Consider the following 18,731-nt stretch of genomic DNA (forward strand, 5'->3'; position numbering starts at 1 on the left):
CGAACGGACCGCCTGAACCAGGCGGGGTTGCCGGCGTCGCGGCGGTGCGAAGGTTCCGGACGTGCTGCGATTGTTGTGTTCGTGGCTCGTTTCGGGCGCGCGGAAGCCTTTGTTGGTTCTCTTTTTCTCCGCGGTGTTCTTCTCCCCGGAATAAGGGCGCCGGTCGGCTGGCTGGAAGGCGCGCCCGCCCGCCGGCCTGCGTGCGCTGCCGTGCGCATTTCCCGTAGGAACGATTTCACCCCTCCGCCGGCAGTTCGCTGAACCTTGCGCAGTGCTTGCGCCGTGTAGCAGACATGGTGTGAACCAGTGCGGTCGTCGAGTGTCACGGCTGCGGCGGGGCCGAGGTGCGGCCGCGGGGCGAGGGCGGTGCGGGGGTACGGGCAAGAACGACGACGGTGCCTGCCGGAACCGGGTTCCGGCGGTAAGGAGTACGAGGCGATGGACTCCACGGGCGGCGACCAGGTGGCCAAATGGCGCATGCCGCCAAACCAGGGTCCGGCAGCGGACGCGAGCCAGCAGGAGACCACACCGTCCCAGCCGGGAGCGTCGGCGTCCGGCTCCGGCGCGGGGGCCGCGAGTCTGTTCTACCCCCTTGTCCCGCAATGGGGCGCAGGGGAGCTGTCCACACTCCTGCATCGGGAGCCTCCGCTGCTGGAGCTGCTGACTCAGTTCTGGCTGAAGGGCCCGCCCGGTGGCAAGGGGCTTAAATCGATAGCCAATAGGCTCAACGGCAATCCCGCGTTCGCTAAGCGGCTCCTGCCGGCTCCCGGTGAGGCACAAGCATTGCGTGACGTGCTGGGGATCGGCGCGGACGCACAAGAATTGGCGCTGATGCGGAACGAGGCCGCGGCGGCCGAGGCCCAGCGGGTTTCGAGCCCTGCGGAGACCGACTGGGTGGCGGGGCGGTTTCAAAAGCTGTTGTCGTGGCTGGCCTCAGCCGATTCCGATTACCGAGCTGACGACGTGATGGAGGTCAAACAACTCCTTTACGGTCTTCACCGGGACCGTCAGGCCGTTCTGCCTCTGGAAGCCGCGTTCCTCGGGGCGACCGGTGACGACCTCCGGGATCGCCTGGCGGCGGCTAAGATCATTCCCCGGGAATATATCGACTTCCTGTTCGGAGAAAATGCTGACATTGTCCCGTACATCCGGCTGCTGCCCCGGCTGGCCGAGTACCTCCGCGATCTGCGCTACCTCGACCCGATTTCCGGCAAGGAATTTTCGGTAAAGGACCGGCCGCTGGCCGAGCGGCTGCACTGGTGGTGGTCGGCGGCCAGGAAGCTGGGCTTTTCGCCGACCAAGGTGCTCGCATTTAGTCGGAGCGGCTCGGGGTCGGACGTCGTGAATACTTCTGCGGCGATTCGGATCAGGGCTGCTGAGCCCGGCGGGGGTACATGGCGCAGGACTTACTGCTTTATCGAACTGGACCAAGCGGCTCCTGCGCCTATTGGCGAACTGGACCAAGCAGCTCCTGCGCCTATTGGCGAGGGGAGTATGCCGGAATGGCTGGCCAATAGTATGGCCAATAATGCTGTGTTCGACGAAGAAGCGTTGGCCGAATGGGTGAAGAGCGCGCATCGAGCATCGGGCCTGAATCCGGTACCCGGGAAATATGGAGCCGCGCTGCCGATCGGCAAGACGGTGGTCGTCATTCCGAAACAGGTGTTCTATGACTTCGATTCGCTGGTCAGCGGAGTGTCGCCGAGCTGGATGAATCCGGATGGTTCGATCCGCTGGCCGGCCGAACAGGAGTCATTCGCTGCGTCTGGACCGTCGACCGGCGGCGTGAAGCCGGCAGCCGCGCCGCCGGCCAGCTTGGAGAAGCGCCCTGGCGAGGGGAATCCTCTTCCACCGGCGAAGCGTATGCGGCGGGATCCGTCGGTGGCGCTGGGCGGGCACTCGGGCACGCCGGCGGTTTCGGGCGGGTGGCCGGATACGGCAGCAGCCTCGCCGGGCAGGTCGCCCGCAGCGAGCCAGCAGGAGATCGTACCGTCCCAGCCGGGAGCGTCGGCGTCCGACTCCGACCAGGAGGCCGCGAGTCCGTTCTACCTCCTTGTCCCGGAATGGGCCCCGTCGGCAGAGCTGGTCCAACTCCTGTATCGGCTGGCTTCGCCGCGGGAGCGGCACGCTGAGCTGCTGGAGCTGCTGACTCAGCTCTGGCTGATGGCACCGCCCCTTGGCGAGGACCTTAAATCGATAGCCAATAGGATCGACGGCACCAGGCCCGGGCACGCTAACCCGCTCACTCCCGGCGACGCACAAGCATTGCGTGACGCGCTGGGGATCGGCGCGGACGGACAAAAATTGGCGCTGATGCGGGACCAGGCCGCGGCGGCCAAGGTCCAGCGGGTTTCGGGCCCTGTGGGGACCGACTGGGTGGCGGGGCGGTTGCGAGTGCTGTTGTCGTGGCTGGCTTCAGCCGATTCCGATTACCGAGCTGCCAACGTGATGGAGGTCAAACAACTCCTTTACGGTCTTCGCCGGGACCGTCAGGCTGCTCTGCCTCTGGAAGCCGCGTTCCGCAGGACCGGTGACGACCTCCGGGAGCGCCTGGCGGAGGCGGAGATCGGGCCCCGGCAATATATCGACTTCCTGTTCGGAGAAAATGCTGACATTGTCCCGGACATCCGGCTGCTGCCCCGGCTGACCGAGTACCTCCGCAATCTGCGCTACCTCGACCCGATTTCCCGCAAGGAATTTTCGGTAAAGGACCGGCCGCTGGCCGAGCGGCTGCACTGGTGGTGGTCGGCGGCCAGGAAGCTGGGCTTTTCGCCGACCAAGGTGCTCGCATTTAGTCGGAGCGGCTCGGGGTCGGACGTCGTGAATACTTCTGCGGCGATTCGGATCAGGGCTGCTGAGCCCGGCGGGGGTACATCGCGCAGGACTTACTGCTTTATCGAACCGGACCAAGCAGCTCCTGCGCCTATTGGCGAGGGGGGTACGCCGGAATGGCTGGACAATAATGCTGTGTTCGACGAAGAAGCGTTGGCCAAATGGGTGAACAACGCGCATCAAGCATCGGGCCTGAATCCGGTACCCGGGAAATATGGAGCCGCGCTGCCGATCGGCAAGACGGTGGTCGTCATTCCGAAACAGGTGTTCTATGACTTCGATTCGCTGGTCAGCGGAGTGTCGCCGAGCTGGATGAATCCGGATGGTTCGATCCGCTGGCCGGCCGAACAGGAGCCATTCGCTGCGCCTGGACCGTCGACCGGCGGCGTGGAGCAGGCCGCGCCGCCGGCCGGTTTGGAGGAGCGCCCTGGCGAGGGGAATCCTCTTCCACCGGCGAAGCGTATGCGGCAGGATCCGTCGGTGGCACCGGATAGGCACCCGGGCACGCCGGCGGTTTCGGAGACGTGGCCGGATACGGCAGCAGCCTCGCCGGGCAGGTCGCCCGCAGCGAGCCGGAGTTCTGCCTCCGGCGGGGCAATCTTGCCTGCCTATCAGGCGGTCGTCGCGGAACTGGAGCAGCCGGCCGAAGGCGCGCGATCGGTCGTGCCGGCCCGGCTCTTCGGTCTTCTGGGGCGTGCGGTGCGGGCAGCTGCCAACGCGGACCCGGAGGCGGTGCGGGATGCTTCCGCGGCGCTGGAGAACGCGTTGTCCGCGGCGCGCCAGGACGGCCGGTTGACCGGAACCCTGCACGAACTGGCCGTCCGTGCGGCAGCTCTCCGTCCGGCCCCGGCTGGAGCCGGCGGGCCGGGAAAGATCCCGGCGGTCCTCGGACCGCTGGACGACATCCGGCAGCAGGACGTCCAGGGGTTGGCGGCGGAGCTGGCCACGGCCGTCTTCAGCGGGCAGGCCGACCAGATATGGCCCCACCTCGAGGAGGTAGGCCGGGATCTGCGGAAGCGCTGGGTTCTCGAGGATGCTTACATGGTGGCCGCCGGCACGACCCTCGAAGACGATCTGGGCCTGACCTTCGGGGACGACGAGCGAAGCGCGTATGCGCGCTATCTGCTCGGCGCGCCGACCGGTGTCGAAGTCGGCCGGGACCAAGCCGAGGAGTGGTTCGAAAGCCTGGCGGCGATGGAATTCGAGCACCCGCGGTGGGGTGCTTTCCGGTTCCCGGAAGACAACTCCGATCCGGCTGTCGCGGCAGCGCGGCTGGACGCGTCGGTGGTGGAACTGATCCGGCTCGGCGCCGAGCCGAAGATCCTCTCCGTGACCGGACTGGGGTCGCGGACCTATTCCGCGGTTGGCCTGGCAATTCGCGGCGAGGAACACATGCGGTTGTTCGACCCGGAGCTCGGGTCGGTGAGCCAGGGAGAATGGCTGGCGGCACGGGCGGGCGGCGGCGATTCGAGCGAGGTCGTGATCAGGACCGTCGGCGACAATCCGCAGGCTTTGCAATCGCTGCGGGAGACGCACGACCAGGTCTGGAAGCACGCCGGCACAGTGGTGGAACAGGCGACCCTCGAGTCCTCTGCGCGGGTGGACGAGGCTGTACGCCGTCTCGCGGCGGAAGCCGGTTCGACGTCGGGGTTGATCGACCAGCTTGTTGCGTTGGCGGAAGCCGAACCGCCGGGCAGCATCGGCGCACGGGAGCGCATCCCGGAGGCGTTCGATCAGCTGTGGGGAGTTCTCGACGGCGGTGAGCGCGCCAGGTTGCTCGTGCTTTTCCCGACCTTGTGGCCGCTGACCGCGGTGGAGGCGGCGGCAGCTGGCGTCGCTGACAATGACCCGCGGCTGAAAGGCGCGGAAGGGATTGTCCGCAGTGTGCACGACGAAGCAATGCTGCGCCATTTCCGCCGATGGAACCAGGTCGTCAAGGCGGTCGCGAGCCGCCTTGGCCCCGGCACGGAAACCGCGCTGGCAGAGCATGCGTCCGCGGGGATTGCCAACGCGCTTCGTTCGTGGAAGGCGGACCGGCGGGGCGTTGCGTGGAGTCGTCGGGAGGTGCCGGCGGCACCGAGCGAGGGGCTGTCCCCTCCCGGCGAGCCGTTCGGCGACGACGTTTCCGGGCCAGCGGTCAGCGACGACGACCTCTCCCGCTACCTCGACTTGGCGCTCGGTGTATTGCGGGATGCGGAACTGGAGGCGTGGGCAGGCGGTCGCGACAGGCTGTTCCTGGACGAGTCCACGACGCGCCTGTATCAGGTGCACATTGCGACGGAGATGCGAAACGCCGACCGCGCGGCCGACGGCCAGCAAGCGGATGCCGGACCGGGCGTCGTTGCCTGGGAACCGGCGCGGGTGGCGGCCCGGGATTTCGTGAACGGTGCACTCGACGTTCAGGAGCAGCAGCGGCAGCTTCCCGGCGGCGCTGATCGCGGGTTGGCGCTCCGATACTGGGACAGCGAACGCGTCAAGTCGGAATCGGCCGCAGCGAAGGACTACTTCACTTCGCCGGGCCGGCAGCCGACCGAAGAGTTGTGGAATCGTGCGGTCGCCCTGGTCAACGCTTTCCATGACCGGGACCGACTGCGCGGTCGAGGCCTGTTCGACGACGTTGTCCTGATCGTTGCGCGGAAACTCGACGCCGAGCCCACCTCGAAGGGCATGGCTGCCGCCGCGGCGGTCTCCGCCGAGATGGCGGACGACTTGGACACCGGGTGGACCAAGGGCACCTTCTCGAAGGTCCTTCCGCACGCGCTGAAAAGCGTCAAACCGGAAGCCATGGCCGCCGCCGCACGGAGCGCGGTCGACAACGATCATGATACGGCGAAACTGCGCAGCAGCAAAATCACGTCCGACCAGATGGCCGCGATGGTGGCCTACTTGTCGCTCCCCGGCGAGGCTGGCCGGTTCGGCGGGGTGCGGCAGGTCTCCGGTCGGCTGGGCAAGCTGCTGGGAACGCTCCGGCCGCCGAGCCAACGGGTCGAGGCCTGGCGGAAGCAGCCGCAGTCCCCGACGAGTGCCGGGGGAGCAGGCCCGCCTGTGGTTCCGGCCGAGGGAGGCGGCCGGCCGAGGGTGGACGGCGCGACGACCGAGCCGGCGAGCCCGGCACCGCGGCACCAGCCCGGTCCGGCCGGGACGGTGCCCGCGTCGGCCGGTGTGTCGACGCCTTCGCTCGAACCAGCCGCTCCGGCCAATGCTGCCGGGGTGGCTGCTGCTGGCGAGGCCGCCGAGGCCGCCGCTGTCGAAGCTGAGTGGACGGCAAGAGCGGCCAGGGCGAAGGCGACACGCTTGGCGGAAGCGGCCAAGACGACGCCTTCGGAGAAGGCGGACAAAGCTGCCGGGGATTCGGCCAAAAAGGCGGACGACGCAGAGCGGGAGGCGATGACCGCCGCGGCCGCCGCCGCCCGGGCGAGGGTGGGCGAGATCGGTCTCGGCCGGGTGGACTATGCGACGGCGGCGCTGCTGGCCGCGAACAGTCCGGACGCGCTCGACAGGAAAATGAATTTCGGCGATGCTGCGTTCCTGATCGCGCGGCAAATGTACCGGGCCGGCTTGGAAGAGACCGACAAGGCCGGGAGGGAATACGACCTGGCCGAGGAGCAGCGCCGGAAAAAGGAGGAAGGCGGGAAGGCTTTCCTGGAAAGGCTTCGGGCAGAGCAGGCCGAGAAGGGGTACGAGGTCCAGGAGGCGTCCGAGGACCCCGGGGACGTCCAGGCGAAGAAGGAGCGGAGGGAAAAGGACCGAGCGGAATGGATCGCCGACCGGGCAAACGTTCGGGAGATGCAAGTCGCCCTGGAGAGGTCCCAAGCACTGGCGGACAGGATGGGCAGCGGGTGGAACTCGGAGCGGCTGAGTTCGGCGCTCGCGAACCTTCCGCAGGAAATGGCTTCTGATGAGACGAAACTGTTCGTCGGCAAACTTACGGTTTCCTTGTCGACGTATGCTGACGCAAACAGCGTGCTGGCGGCCGGGTTTGCCATCGAAGATCTCGCCTTGATTATCGCCAATGCCGGGCACTGGCCGCATGACGGTGTCTTCTATCGTCGCGCATTTGGTTCCGGTGGTTTTGCCAAGAAGTTTCTGTCCAATGTCGGCATGGGGCTTCCGGACACTGCTTCCGCGCGCACCCACTATCCTTCGGGAAGGTTTGAGCTCGTTGATCCAGAGCACCTCCCGGACGGGGTGGTCATTCCGGATTTCGGCGCCTATGCATTCCAGTCGGAATATCGTTCCGGGTCGCTCTTCCCGCAGGTACGGCTGCCCGGCCTGCCCTCCTGGCCGGACGGGCTTCAGCCCCGTCCGGAGTTCGTGGGCGAAGGCGCGGAGGGGCTCAAGGCGGTTTTCGATCATCTGGTGGTCGCAGGCGCAAGCACCTCGACCGCGATCGTGTTCGAGGTGCGGAAAGACGAAAACGGAGGCGAGAGTCCCGGTGTTGTCCTGAACGTTGTTCCCCGCCTGGATGCCACCGGCGGCAGGTCCGGCTTCCTGGAGGACCTGAAGCGCTGGAGAGAGAACAAGGCCGTGCAGCAGGTGCTGCTCGGGCCGGTCGGCACTGAGCTGACGGATGCGTTGCGGCAGAGGGTTGAGCGGGTCGCGGACGATCCTCAGGAAGTAGAGAACCCGGAGCTGGCTGACGTCGACTTTGAAGACTATTTCGGTGATAACGCGACATCGGCCGGACAGGCCGCCGAGTCCGCGCAGGTGGCACCGCTGGGCAAGATTTTCGCGTTGGTTTTCAATGGCGAACGGGAACTGGTGATCGGAAACGGCGCGCTGGCCCGGTCCAGGACAGGGGTGGCCGCAGGCGCGACGGAAGCCAAAGGCAAGCATCCTCGCCCTGATTCGCCAGAGCCCGCCGGGCCCCCGGCGAAACGGCCGCATATTGCGGCGGGTTCGGCCGGCGTCCGTATGTCATCGCATGAATTCGTGACGCTTTTGAATGAGGCCGTCGAATTTTTCATCGCCCCCCACCGGTCTGACGATTCGCTGAAACAGCTGTCGAAGGAAATTGTGCGGGCGACGTACAGCGAGACATCTACAACGTATGAAGATCCTCGAACGTCTGAAAAGTCTGAAGCGATTCGCCGCTCGGTGCCCCGGATCCTCCTTCACCGTCTGTTGACCGGCGACAGCGTGTCGTCGGTGGTGCTGCTGGCGCACCGGATCGCAGAGTTGCGTCGCAGGACGCCGGCAGACGGCAAGTGGACGCCGGTTCTGGCGGACGAGTCGGTGCTCGCCGGCGAAGTCAACAAACGGATCGCCGAGACGATAAAGACTACGGTGCAGCTCGAGCTCGAAGCCCGGATCGGACACGTGCAGCTGCGGGCGGCGCTGGTCGAGAAGATGCAGCGGGACCAGGCAACCGTGTTTGAGCATTGGGAGTGGGAGAAGAATCTGGAGGTTTTCGCCGACGCCATTTTGGACAATCTCCGCCCGCCGCCGGCACCTGAAGTGCGGACGGTCGCGGATCAATGGCTGCGGGTACTGTTGATGAACCGGCTGCACAACTCTCCCACCGATTTCGCGTCGGTGGTCGGCTTGGCCGGTGAATTGACGTCCTCGTTGGGCATTGTCGCGCCTGACATGGCATGGAAACCGTCGAACCTCTCGGACGAACCGCTCAGCGCGCTCGCGGAAACCTCGTGGACTGAGGCGAAGGCCCGGGTCGAGGCAGCGTCGTTGACGGGCCGGATGGACGGGTTGCCGGCCGAGCGTGATAAGTCGACCCAGGCGAAGGTCGATGCGGTAGCCGGGCTGACGCACGACCGCAAGAGTCTGAGCGGTGATCAGGTCTCGTGGGTGAGTACGGTGGTCGCGCGCGTGCTGGAGATCGCTCCCGGAACCGAGGAGCAGAAGGCGGAGGTCGCGCGGTACGTCGCTCGCCGGATGGCGCGTGGTCTCGGCACCGGGTACACCCCGTGGAGCATCGCCGACTTGGCGGAGACCGTGAGTTTTATAGGTCGTTTGGCCGAGGCCGAGCCTGAGTCGGCATCCGTGCGATCGCGACTGGAGCGCCTCTTTCCGGATTTGACGGTGATTGAAGGCGTCCAGGTCAGCTGGACCGACAGTGAGCGGAAGGCGCGCGAAGAGAGGATTCAGGAGATTTCGGGCTTGACGCTGAACGGTGTCACGCTTGAGCAATTCGCCAGTGTCGTCGGTATGTTCGCGAGCATTTTCGGCCACGATGACATGTTGGTCGCTCGCGAGCTCGCGTTGTCGATTGGTGCCCTTTCGGAAACGATGCCCGCGGCGCTCTTGCCGGATTCCCGGACGCTGCCGGTGCGGTCCAAGCCGACGGACAGCGACGAGATCACCCCCGCGCCGCCGGTCACCCCGAAGGTGCGTGCGACCAAGCCGCTGAGCGAGGCGGCAAAAGAGCTTGCCGGTCGGCACTTCGACATCGGCCTCCTCGTCAAGCGCGAGATTTACCGGGAGACGGTCGGACATCTTGCCGAGATCCAGGAAAGCCGTCCGCACGATCAGGAAGTCCTTGCCGCCGAAGTGGCGAGGGTGTTGGGAGCGGCTGCCGACGGAGCCGCGCACGGGCCTTACGGGCCTGCGGTCAAAGCCTCCGATGCGCTCGAGGAACAGATCCGAGCACACGGCGACTTGGCGGACGCGGATCAGGTTCTGGAGGCCTTCGCCAAGCTCGTTGCGGACCAGGAAACGGGCACGAAGCCGAAGCCGAACCAGAAGAGCGTCAGCGATGCGAAGAAGATCGTCGCGTCGGTCATCTTCGAGGAGGCCCTGCCATCGGACCGGCGGGAGGCGCTGTACCAGGCGATCGAGGGGTTCACCGCGTACCATTTCGGACCCGATGAGCTCACGAAGACCAGGTATGCGGCCTCGTTCGGCGAGCTGCTCCGGGCGGTCCATCCGGGGTGGGTGAGCGGTCGGCCGCAGCTTGGCGGTGGTGCGCCGAGCAGCTCTGCCGTCCTGGAGGACGGTTCCAGTTACGGATATATCGACGATCGGGCGGAGTCGCCGAATCCGGCGCAGCCGCTGGCCGAAAGTCCATCGAGTTCGATCTTGGCCCAGTGGCTGCGGGACAACCTCGGCAACGCCCAGCAAGTGCTGAGCGATTTCGCGGGACAGCGCTTGGCGCACCGCCTGGCCAGGGCCGAGGTTCAGGAGCTGCGCCCGGTCGAGGGAGGCATGCAACAGGTCGTCTCGGAACTGCGGCCCAGTAGCAGCGCCCTGGTGCTGGTATCCGGCCGTGACGAGAACGATGCGTGGTACGTGCGAGCGTGGAACGTGGTGCGCGACCACCTGAACCGGGTGTTCGTGCGGAAGCCGGGCAGCACCGACCGGGAATTCCGGCCGGAGACGTTCGGCGCCGATGGCAACGTGTATGCGTTCATGGCGGACGCGGCCGGGAATCCGGTCGTTCATGTGGCGGCTACTTTGCTGGAGCCTGGTCCGCATGTGCCGGAGCCGGTGCCGGAGCCGGTCGCGGAGCAGCCGGAATCGCGTCCGGAGGTGTCGGAGGACGGGAATCCGGTCGTTCCTGTGGCGGCTACTTTGCTGGGGCCTGGTCCGCATGTGCCGGTGCCGGAGCCGGTCGTGGAGCAGCCGGCGCGTCCGGAGGTGTCGGGGACCGGCGATGCGAGCCCGGGGCGGACGCTGGCGTTGCCCGCTCCGCCGGTCCCGGGACCAGCGGAGCCGAAACAACCAAAGCCGAAACAACCAAAGCCGCAGCCTGGCATCCGCCGCCGACCGGTCGGGAACAAGAGCCAAACGGTGCCCCCCACGCAGCAGGCTCAACGGCCGAGCTGGGAGCCGGTCGGCCCTCCGTTCGACATGAGGAAGGTCGGCGGCTTACTGCCGGCGCTGAAGGCCCACGCCGTGTTTCACGGAAAGCCGGCCGACCAGCCGCCGGTCTTCTCCGACCTGTCGCGGGAACTGGTGTCCCGGCAAGAATTCACGGCCGTCGTCGAGCGGGTGGTCGGGAGTCCGGGCACGGACGCGGTGATGTTCGACAGCAACCCGAAGGTGACGTTCCGGGTCTTCAACCAGGATGGCGTCGTGTGGCTGACCCAGTACAGCGACCTGGGCTTGCTGCCGAGAATGTGGCAGCTCGGGCTGATTGACGGCAGGGTTGTCGAACTGCGAGACGACCAAGCCCACACCGGGACGTTACCGGAGTTCAGAACTGTTACGGCCGTCGTCGTCCCGCCGGCGAAGCCTGTCGTCGTCCCGCCGGCGAAGCCTGTCGCTCTCCGAGACCTGCTCACCCGGACGCAGTCTGGGGAGAGGGTGCGCAAGGCGCACACCGAGTTCCACGGGCTGGTCGGCGACGCGACCGGGCAGCTCGAGCCGTTCGGAGAGGGTCATGCCGGGCTGGCCCAGGTGATCAGGGAGGTCGCGGAGGTCGTACCGAGCGCGGACGCGATCGTGCTGGTGAATGCGCGTGGCGAGGCGTGGCGAGTCGTGAACGTCCGCGGTGAGGTTACGTTGCACGACCACCGCGAGAGCGACGTCAAGGTGTGGCCGGTGAAGATCACCAAGACGCAAGTGACGGTGGTGGCTACCACTGGCCAGGTTCCGCTGAAGGCGCTGGTGCGCGGCAACAACCCGATTCGCGCGGTGGTGACCAGACGTTCCCCGATCCCTTCGGACACCACATGGCTGACCTCCGCGTTGCCGAGGGCGTATCGGCCGATGGGTGTCTACCGCAGGATCTGGCAGCCGGCCGACGAGACGGTGCTGAACAGCGAATTCCCAGGCGAGGAGTTCGCGCTGAAGGACAACAAGGAGTTCCATCAGGTCCAGCAGGAGAAGCTGCCGCCGGCATACGGACGGCCGTTGCTGAAGCCGGCGGTGGACACGCACGCGCTCGGGATGATCGCGCAGGAACTGTGGCACGGCGCTCCGGGCACCGACGCGCTGATTTACTTGACTGCCCAGGACAAGCGCCGTGCGGGACTTCCGCAGCGCAACGCCGGCACGAACTCGGTTTTCCGGTTGTACAACTGGGAGGGCGAGATCTGGCTGACCCGCTACGACGGCCGGCGCGATTGGCGTCTCGGCGCGCGGAACGACGAGATCGTCGAAGTGCTGTCCGACGGTTCGATCCGCAGGGGGACGCTCCCGTTCCTGCGCACCGTGACAGCCGTGGCGTTCGTGCCGGCCGGGACGCCGCTGCCGCCGCCCCGGGAAGCTGCCCAGCCCGGTGCGACCGCGCGGACGGTGCCGTGGATTGCCCAGGCGGCGCAGCGCGTCGGCGACAACGACCACCGCCTTCCGATCGTCCGTACGCTCGTCGCCGACCGGCACGACCTGGCCATCCTGGAGCATTTCAAACTGACCGATCGCGTCGTCAAGGCGGTCGCGAGCGAGTCCGGGATGATCCTCGGCGGCCTCGTGAAATACCGGCAGGCGACCGACGAGCTCGCCGTTCTGCTGGGGACGGACCGGCTGAACCCGGTGGCAGAGCCCGCGGTGGACCACCGCGAACTGGACACGGTCAAGTACTACGTGACGCGCCACGCGGCATCGCTCCCGAGACAACCCGACTCGCTGAAGTTGCAGGAGGCCGAAGCGGCGCTCCGCACCGCCGAGTTCGGGTTGTGGATGACTTCCCGCCGCCGAATGCTCGGGTTCTGGGACGACGAGCAATTCAAGAACGCGGCAGTGGCGCTCATCGCGGACCCGTCCTGGGTCGTCCACGAACCGCGAACGGCGGGCGGCAAGCACACCCCGACGGAGAGCGCCGCCATGGAGGTGGTGCGCTGGCTGGTCGATGCGCAACAATCTCTGCCCGAGCCGGCCGCACCTGGACCGGCACGCACGGGCGCGACCCAGCATCAGGGGCTGAAGCGCGGGTATCGTGTCCGGCCCCAGAACCGGCCGGATCCCGGACGCTTTGCATCGTCACCGTTCGCGCAGCCTGGGAATCAGCGCACCGCCGACCCCGCCGTGCTCGTCGAGGCGGAGTCCATCGAGCAACGCCCAGGCGGATTCGATGTGCTGGCCTCGCACACGTCGTTCCACGGGTTCGCCGGCGTGCCGGTGCGGTACCGGATGCGCCCGTCCGGGGCGGGTGCCGCGGCGTTCGCCGAGATCGTCAAAGCCGTGGCAGCAGAGGAGAGCGCGGACGCGATCGTCCTGACCAGCCAGCCGGATTCGGTGTGGCGGGTGGTCAACTACCGCGGCGTGCTGACGGTGTACCGCCACCGTTCTGGCACGGTGCGGGCCTGGCCGGCGACGGTGCAGAGCGGCACCGTGCTGGTGAAGCCGGGCCCGGCGTGGAAACTGCTCGACCATGTGTTGACGATCAGCGACGATCTCCGCTCGGTGGTGACGCGCCGGAACCCGGACGCGGTCGACACCACGTGGGCCGGTCCGGAACGCGCGCTCCCGGTCCGGCAGATCGGAGCGGCCCGCGCCAAGATGGCAACCGGGGAAAACTGGCATCGGGTCGACGACAGGGTGCAAACACGCACCATGGTGCGGTGGGCCGCGGAAGCCAAGGAAGCCGCGGCAGCTGCGGAAGCCGCGGAGGCCGCGGAAGCCGCGGCAGCCAACGCAGCCGTGGCAGCCGTGGCAGCCGCGGAGGCCGCGGAAGCCGCGGCAGCCAACGCAGCCGCGGAAGCCAACGCAGCCGCGGAAGCCAACGCAGCCGCGGCAGCCAAGGAAGCCAAAGAGGCCGCAGCAGCTGCGGAAGCTGCCGAAGCCGCGGCAGCCGCAGCAGCCACGGCAGCCAAGGAAGCCGAAGCGAAGCAGACCGCTCACCGGTCGGGGGCATGGCCGCGGTATGGCGGCTACGACCTCGCGATGGAAGCCAACAAGACTTTCCACGGGATCGAGGTCGACCCGTCGCCCGCCAGCCGGACGGAATGGAAGTTCTGGAGCGCCACCAGCTCGAATGTGATCAAGCACATCGCCGACGAGGTGGCGATGGCTGGCCCCGGTGCGGATGCCCTCGTCTTCCCGGCAGACCCGGCGGCGGTCTACCGGGTGTACAACGAGGACCACCAGATCAAGGTGACCAGGTACGGCGACCGTCCCCAGACGTGGCTGATCGCCTTGCGGGACTACGAAGTTGTCGAACTCCGGGACGACGGCCCGCCTCGGGCGGACACCGTGCCGGTGCTCCCGCAAGTCAGGGGGGTCGCGTTCGTGCCTGGCGGAGCGACGCCGCTGCTGCCCTCGCTGCGAGCCCCGCGCACTGGGCTGGCTTCCCGGTTACATCTGCCCGAGGCGCTGCCCCCTCACTTGAGCCGCATACCTCCGCTGCCCGAGTTGGCCTGGACCCTGGAGCGGCTTGCGCAGGTCGCCGCCCGGGTCCGGCCGGACGACCACCGGCTGGCCGACGCCGAGCAGATCGTGGCCGCGTTCCACGACCTGGACGTGCTGCATTACTTCGGGCTGTACGACGACGTGGTGCGGGCCGTCGCGGCCGCTGACGGACCGACGCCGCACCAAGGGGAGAAAGCTGTCCAGACCGCGGCGGCGCTGGCGACCTTCTTGCGGTCGGCACTGCCGAAACCCGCCGGGGAAGTCCTGATCGACCCGGCCGACCGGAACCCGGCCGACCGGAACCCGGCCGACCGGAACCCGGCCGACCGGAACCCGGCCGCGACGGCCGTCGCCGAGGCGGCGGCGCGGGTCCGGGTCCAGTCTGACCCGACGGACAGCACAGGGGTTTCGCCTGCGGACATCGCGAGGGCCGAGCGGCATCTGCGCAAGGCGGAGCTTGCCGAGTGGGTCCGGTCCGGTCGCCGGCTGGTGGATTTCTGGCAGGACGTCAAGCTGCGGGATTGGTCCGTCAAGCTCGTCGCCGAAGAGGTCCGGGCACTCCGGTTGTTCGGGAACGACGGCGACAACCCGCCGGGGCGCGATCCCAAGGGAGCTGCTGCTGGGCTGGTGAACGATCTTCTCAACGCGCAGATTTCCCGCGGGCCGGTGCCGCCGTCCGAGTCGGCCGAGGCCCGTGCCCGGCTGGGCGATCGCGGTTCCGTGCCTGCCCGGCCCGCCCCGGTTTCCCAACCGGCCGTGCCGCCGCGCCGCGGCGGGGACGACGAGATCACCGCGGCTCCGCCGGGGCCGGTGCGGGCGGCCGGTCCGCTGGCATTGCCGCGCGCGCACGACGAGTTCGAGCTGCTCGCGCTGCAGACTGTCCTCAAGATGCACGATTTCCGGCAGCTTCTGGCTCGCGAGTTGCTGCCCGAGGTGGTGGAGCAGGTCGCGGTCGCGGCGCGGAGAAGCAACGGCGACAAGGCTTTCACCGAGGAGGTGTCGCGCGAGATCGGGGCCGGCTTGCGGTCGCTTTTGCCGGACCACGTGGGGGAATTCGATCTGAAACCGAGCGTGCGGCTGCGCGGGGCAGCCACGCAAGTCGAAGTCGCCAGCGGACAGCAGATGGCGGAGGCGGCGTGGTCGCTGCCGGAGCCGTCGGCAGGCAACCTCAAGAACGCCTGGGAGTATGTGCTCGAGACGAACGTGGCGAAGGACGCGGCCGGCCAGGAATGGCAGGATGTGATCGCGAGGCTGGTCGCTGCGGACCCAGGGTTGACGGCAGTTACCGCGATGTCGTATGCCTGGCGGTTGGGCCGCGTGGTGGGCACTGCTGCGCCGAAGTACGCGGTGCGCGAGCGGCTTGGCGGCGGTGCTCCGGGGGCCGGTCCGCCTGGCGCGAACCAGGCTTACTTGGGCTCCCCAGGCCCAGTCGGTCCCGGGCGGACCGACTCGTCGGCGTCGCACGGGCGGCCGGAAGAAGTGGCTCCGCTGACGATCGCAGGGTCGTCCGGGCTGGTCCCGGTCCTTGGGGCCGGGGAGGCGGCGCAGTCCTCCACGGGCGAGGACCCGGCCCAGAGAGTGGCGGTGTTGAAGGGACTGATCCGCAGGTGGCTCAGCGAGCTCCGAAGGCAGATTGGCTTCAGCGTGCTCACCGGAAGATCCGGCGGGAGACCGACTCTGGCGGACAGCGCGCAGGAAGCGTTGCGGGTGGCTAGCCAGTCCAGGATTCACGACGCCCAGTTCGTTCAGGAAATTGAGGCCGCGTTTGAGGGATTTCGTGCTGCTGCGGCGCGGCTCGGATTTTCCGTCGATCAGACGGGCGGGATTTCCCGGAATGCCCGGGTTTACTCGCTTGCTGTCCTTGATGAGAAAACGAATCCAATTTCGGTTAGGCCTGTCAATAAGGAAGGTTATCTAAATTTCGCGCATTATGTCAGGTTTCCGTCGGTGGAAGGGAGGATAATGTTCGGTCCTTCCCAGTGGTGGGAGGTTCGCGGTGAGATTGTTGAAGTTTGGAAAGCGCGGGGAGTCAGGGTTGCTGGGATCTGGAGCGGAAAAAGTGTTCGAGTTCAGGTACGCGAGGGTCGATACCTGCACTTGTCCTCTCTGGCGGAGGATCCGATCCCGGGCGTGGTGGCTGACCTCAAGACGGAAGTAATTGATCTGGGTGAGGATAGTTTAATAACTTCGACTTTGGTGAAAGATTGGGACTCGGAGTTGCTCAAGCAGATGCTGCTGTGGCATGCCGTGAACCCTTCGGGGAGTGCTCTTAGGAAGGTTCTGGCCGACAGCGTGGCCATAGTCCGGGATTTGCTCGGCCCGGTCGGCCGGCGGGTCGTGTATGTCGATAGGAATCGCCCTCTTTCTTTGGGGGATACTCCTGGGCCATGGCAAGAGTCGCGCGGGCCGGTGTTGGTGACGGCGAAGCCGGTTGGCCCGTATTTGGACTTCTTCGTTCATGGGGTAGACCTGGTAACCGGAGCTCTATTGTGGACCTTTTCGAAGGATGAGACGGCTGACGCGACGGCGTTTAGGGCAGAGCCTGGCCGGTTCAATCCAACGGGGGCGGTCAGTCGATTGGCGGGGGCGGTCGGCGGTGATGCGCACGACCTCCTAGCCGGCCTCCCGGAGCAGTGGGGCGGCCAGAAGGCTGTCGAAGGCGTGCGGGCGCGCGAACGCACGCCGACGGCGGTGGAGCCGGTTGTCCAGGCAACACGTCCGGCCGGCCTGGGCCAGCGGCCGCGGCCGCCGGGTAGTACGGACCTGCAGACGCGCGATCCGGGCACGTATCTCACTGTGATCATTCCGCTGGGAAAACAGGGAGACCTGTCGTTCGGCACCGATCGGGTCGTCGGGATGCCCACTCCTGGCGAAGGGGTGGGTCGCGTCGTCGACTCGCCCGGCGAACCGTACCGAGTGCACGTCAGCCGCGACACGCGCGCGATATCTGTGTCGACCATGGCCGGTGCCCAGAGCGAATGGACCAACGAGAGGCTGTACTACGGTCTGAGGGCGACCCGCAGCCAGTTCGACGAACTGTGGTATGAAGGTCCGCGACAGAGGGCGATGTATCTTGCTCTGCAGTCTGTCGAGCTGATTCGCGAGCCGGATGTCATTCCGGCTCCCGGCTCGGTCACCTTCCCCGTCACGGTCTACGGCACAGACGTCAACCTGGGATCGCACAGGGGGGTCTTCGGGGCCATGGGGATTCGGGCAGACGAACTTGTCCACGGCGAGGCGCTGGTGGTGGTCGCGACTCGCCTGGCGGACCGGTGGCATCTCAAGTTCCACCGGCTGGATCCGGAAACCGGCCGCCCATTGCGGACCTGGGCGGGGGTGTGGCCGGGGTACGACTACGGCAACGGTCTCGCGATCCAGGACCACGATATCGAAGGCCTCCTGAAAAGCGAACTCGCCATCGACCGGCGGGGCGAGGGCGGCGCTCTTGCCGGTTCGGCAATCGAGTTTTTTGCCGACGGACATTGGCAATGGGGCGGCACCAGGCCGGACGGCCTGCGAGTGAGCCGGGCGGGGCAGTTCCGGATACTGCCGGCACCGGCAGTAGACGCGGCGACCGTGGTAAACGGCTTGCGAGAGCTGCACGCCGCGGCGAAAAGCCGGTACGTTCAGCTGCTCGGCACGATGCCCTGGGACCTGGCTCCCGGCAACGGCACGCTCGACCGTGACTACACGTTGGCGGCGCTTGTCTGGGAGGAGGTGCGCGGGAAACTCGACGACATCGATAAAGCGCTGGCCGCAAGGCCCGAGGACCTGCAGGTCTATCACCACGGGGGAGTTCTCCAGCGCGCGAACGCCTTGATCGACCAGTACCGGGAGGCTTATCTGCTCGGGAAGAAGGCCGGCGCGAAATTGCCGCCGGTGTCGGAGTTCTTCGGGGTGGCGAACGCGGCCGCGGGTTTCTACGCGACTTTCCCGGAGGATCCGTTCGCGGTGTTGAAGCTGCGTCCGGGCGCGACAGACGACAGCGTGTTCGCGCTGGCACGGGAATATCTGGTCGGCCATCCCGTGTTGCTGGTCGCCGGACCAGTGCCGGGGCAGGCGTTCCAGGTGCGAAACACCGTTCTGCTTGGCAATGGGCAAGACCACAGAATGGTCAACGAGCAGCAGCGGCTCGCCGGAAACTTCGTGCTGTCGATGGCGCGGCAGGGCGTGGATGCGTTCGGCTACCTGGCGGAAAAGGGCCGCGACACCCGGCTCGAGATGCTCGACGACATGTTGGCCGCCGTCAGGTGGAACATCAGCAACAGTCTCCCGCTGCTGACGCATGAACTGATTCAGGTGCTCCGGGAGTATGCCGAGCATCCTGCCGAGGAGGCCATGGCCAGATTGGCGATGGCCCTGCAGTATGCCTGGGCCGGAAATGACGAGGCGGCGCAGCTGAAAGCCGCAGCCACGGGGCCGTGGCTCGCCGGACCGCGATACACGCGGTGGCTCGGGATGCTTGCTGAGACGCCGGTAGCCGATACGACGCCGGAGCTGCTCAGTGTCTTCACGAAATGCCGCGGCAAATAGGTAAGGGCGGCGACAGCACGGGTTGCGGGCATCGGGCCGGCCAGGGAGTGCCCGGCCGGCCGGTCGTGAGGGACATCCCTAGGGAGAGCCGCGAGGCGTCCGCCGATCGGCCTATCGGT

Annotated in this window: 1 protein-coding gene; it reads left to right on the forward strand. The window is 67.0% G+C overall.

All coding sequences use genetic code 11. The features are described from left to right. The first annotated feature begins 438 nt into the window (after positions 1–438). On the forward strand, positions 439–18,612 hold the full coding sequence (locus ACZ7SW_RS36010; RefSeq protein WP_470234834.1) for a hypothetical protein: 18,174 nt from the start codon (positions 439–441) through the stop codon (positions 18,610–18,612). Positions 18,613–18,731 lie beyond the last annotated feature (119 nt).

The sequence above is a fragment of the Amycolatopsis sp. NPDC114484 genome (assembly GCF_055633755.1).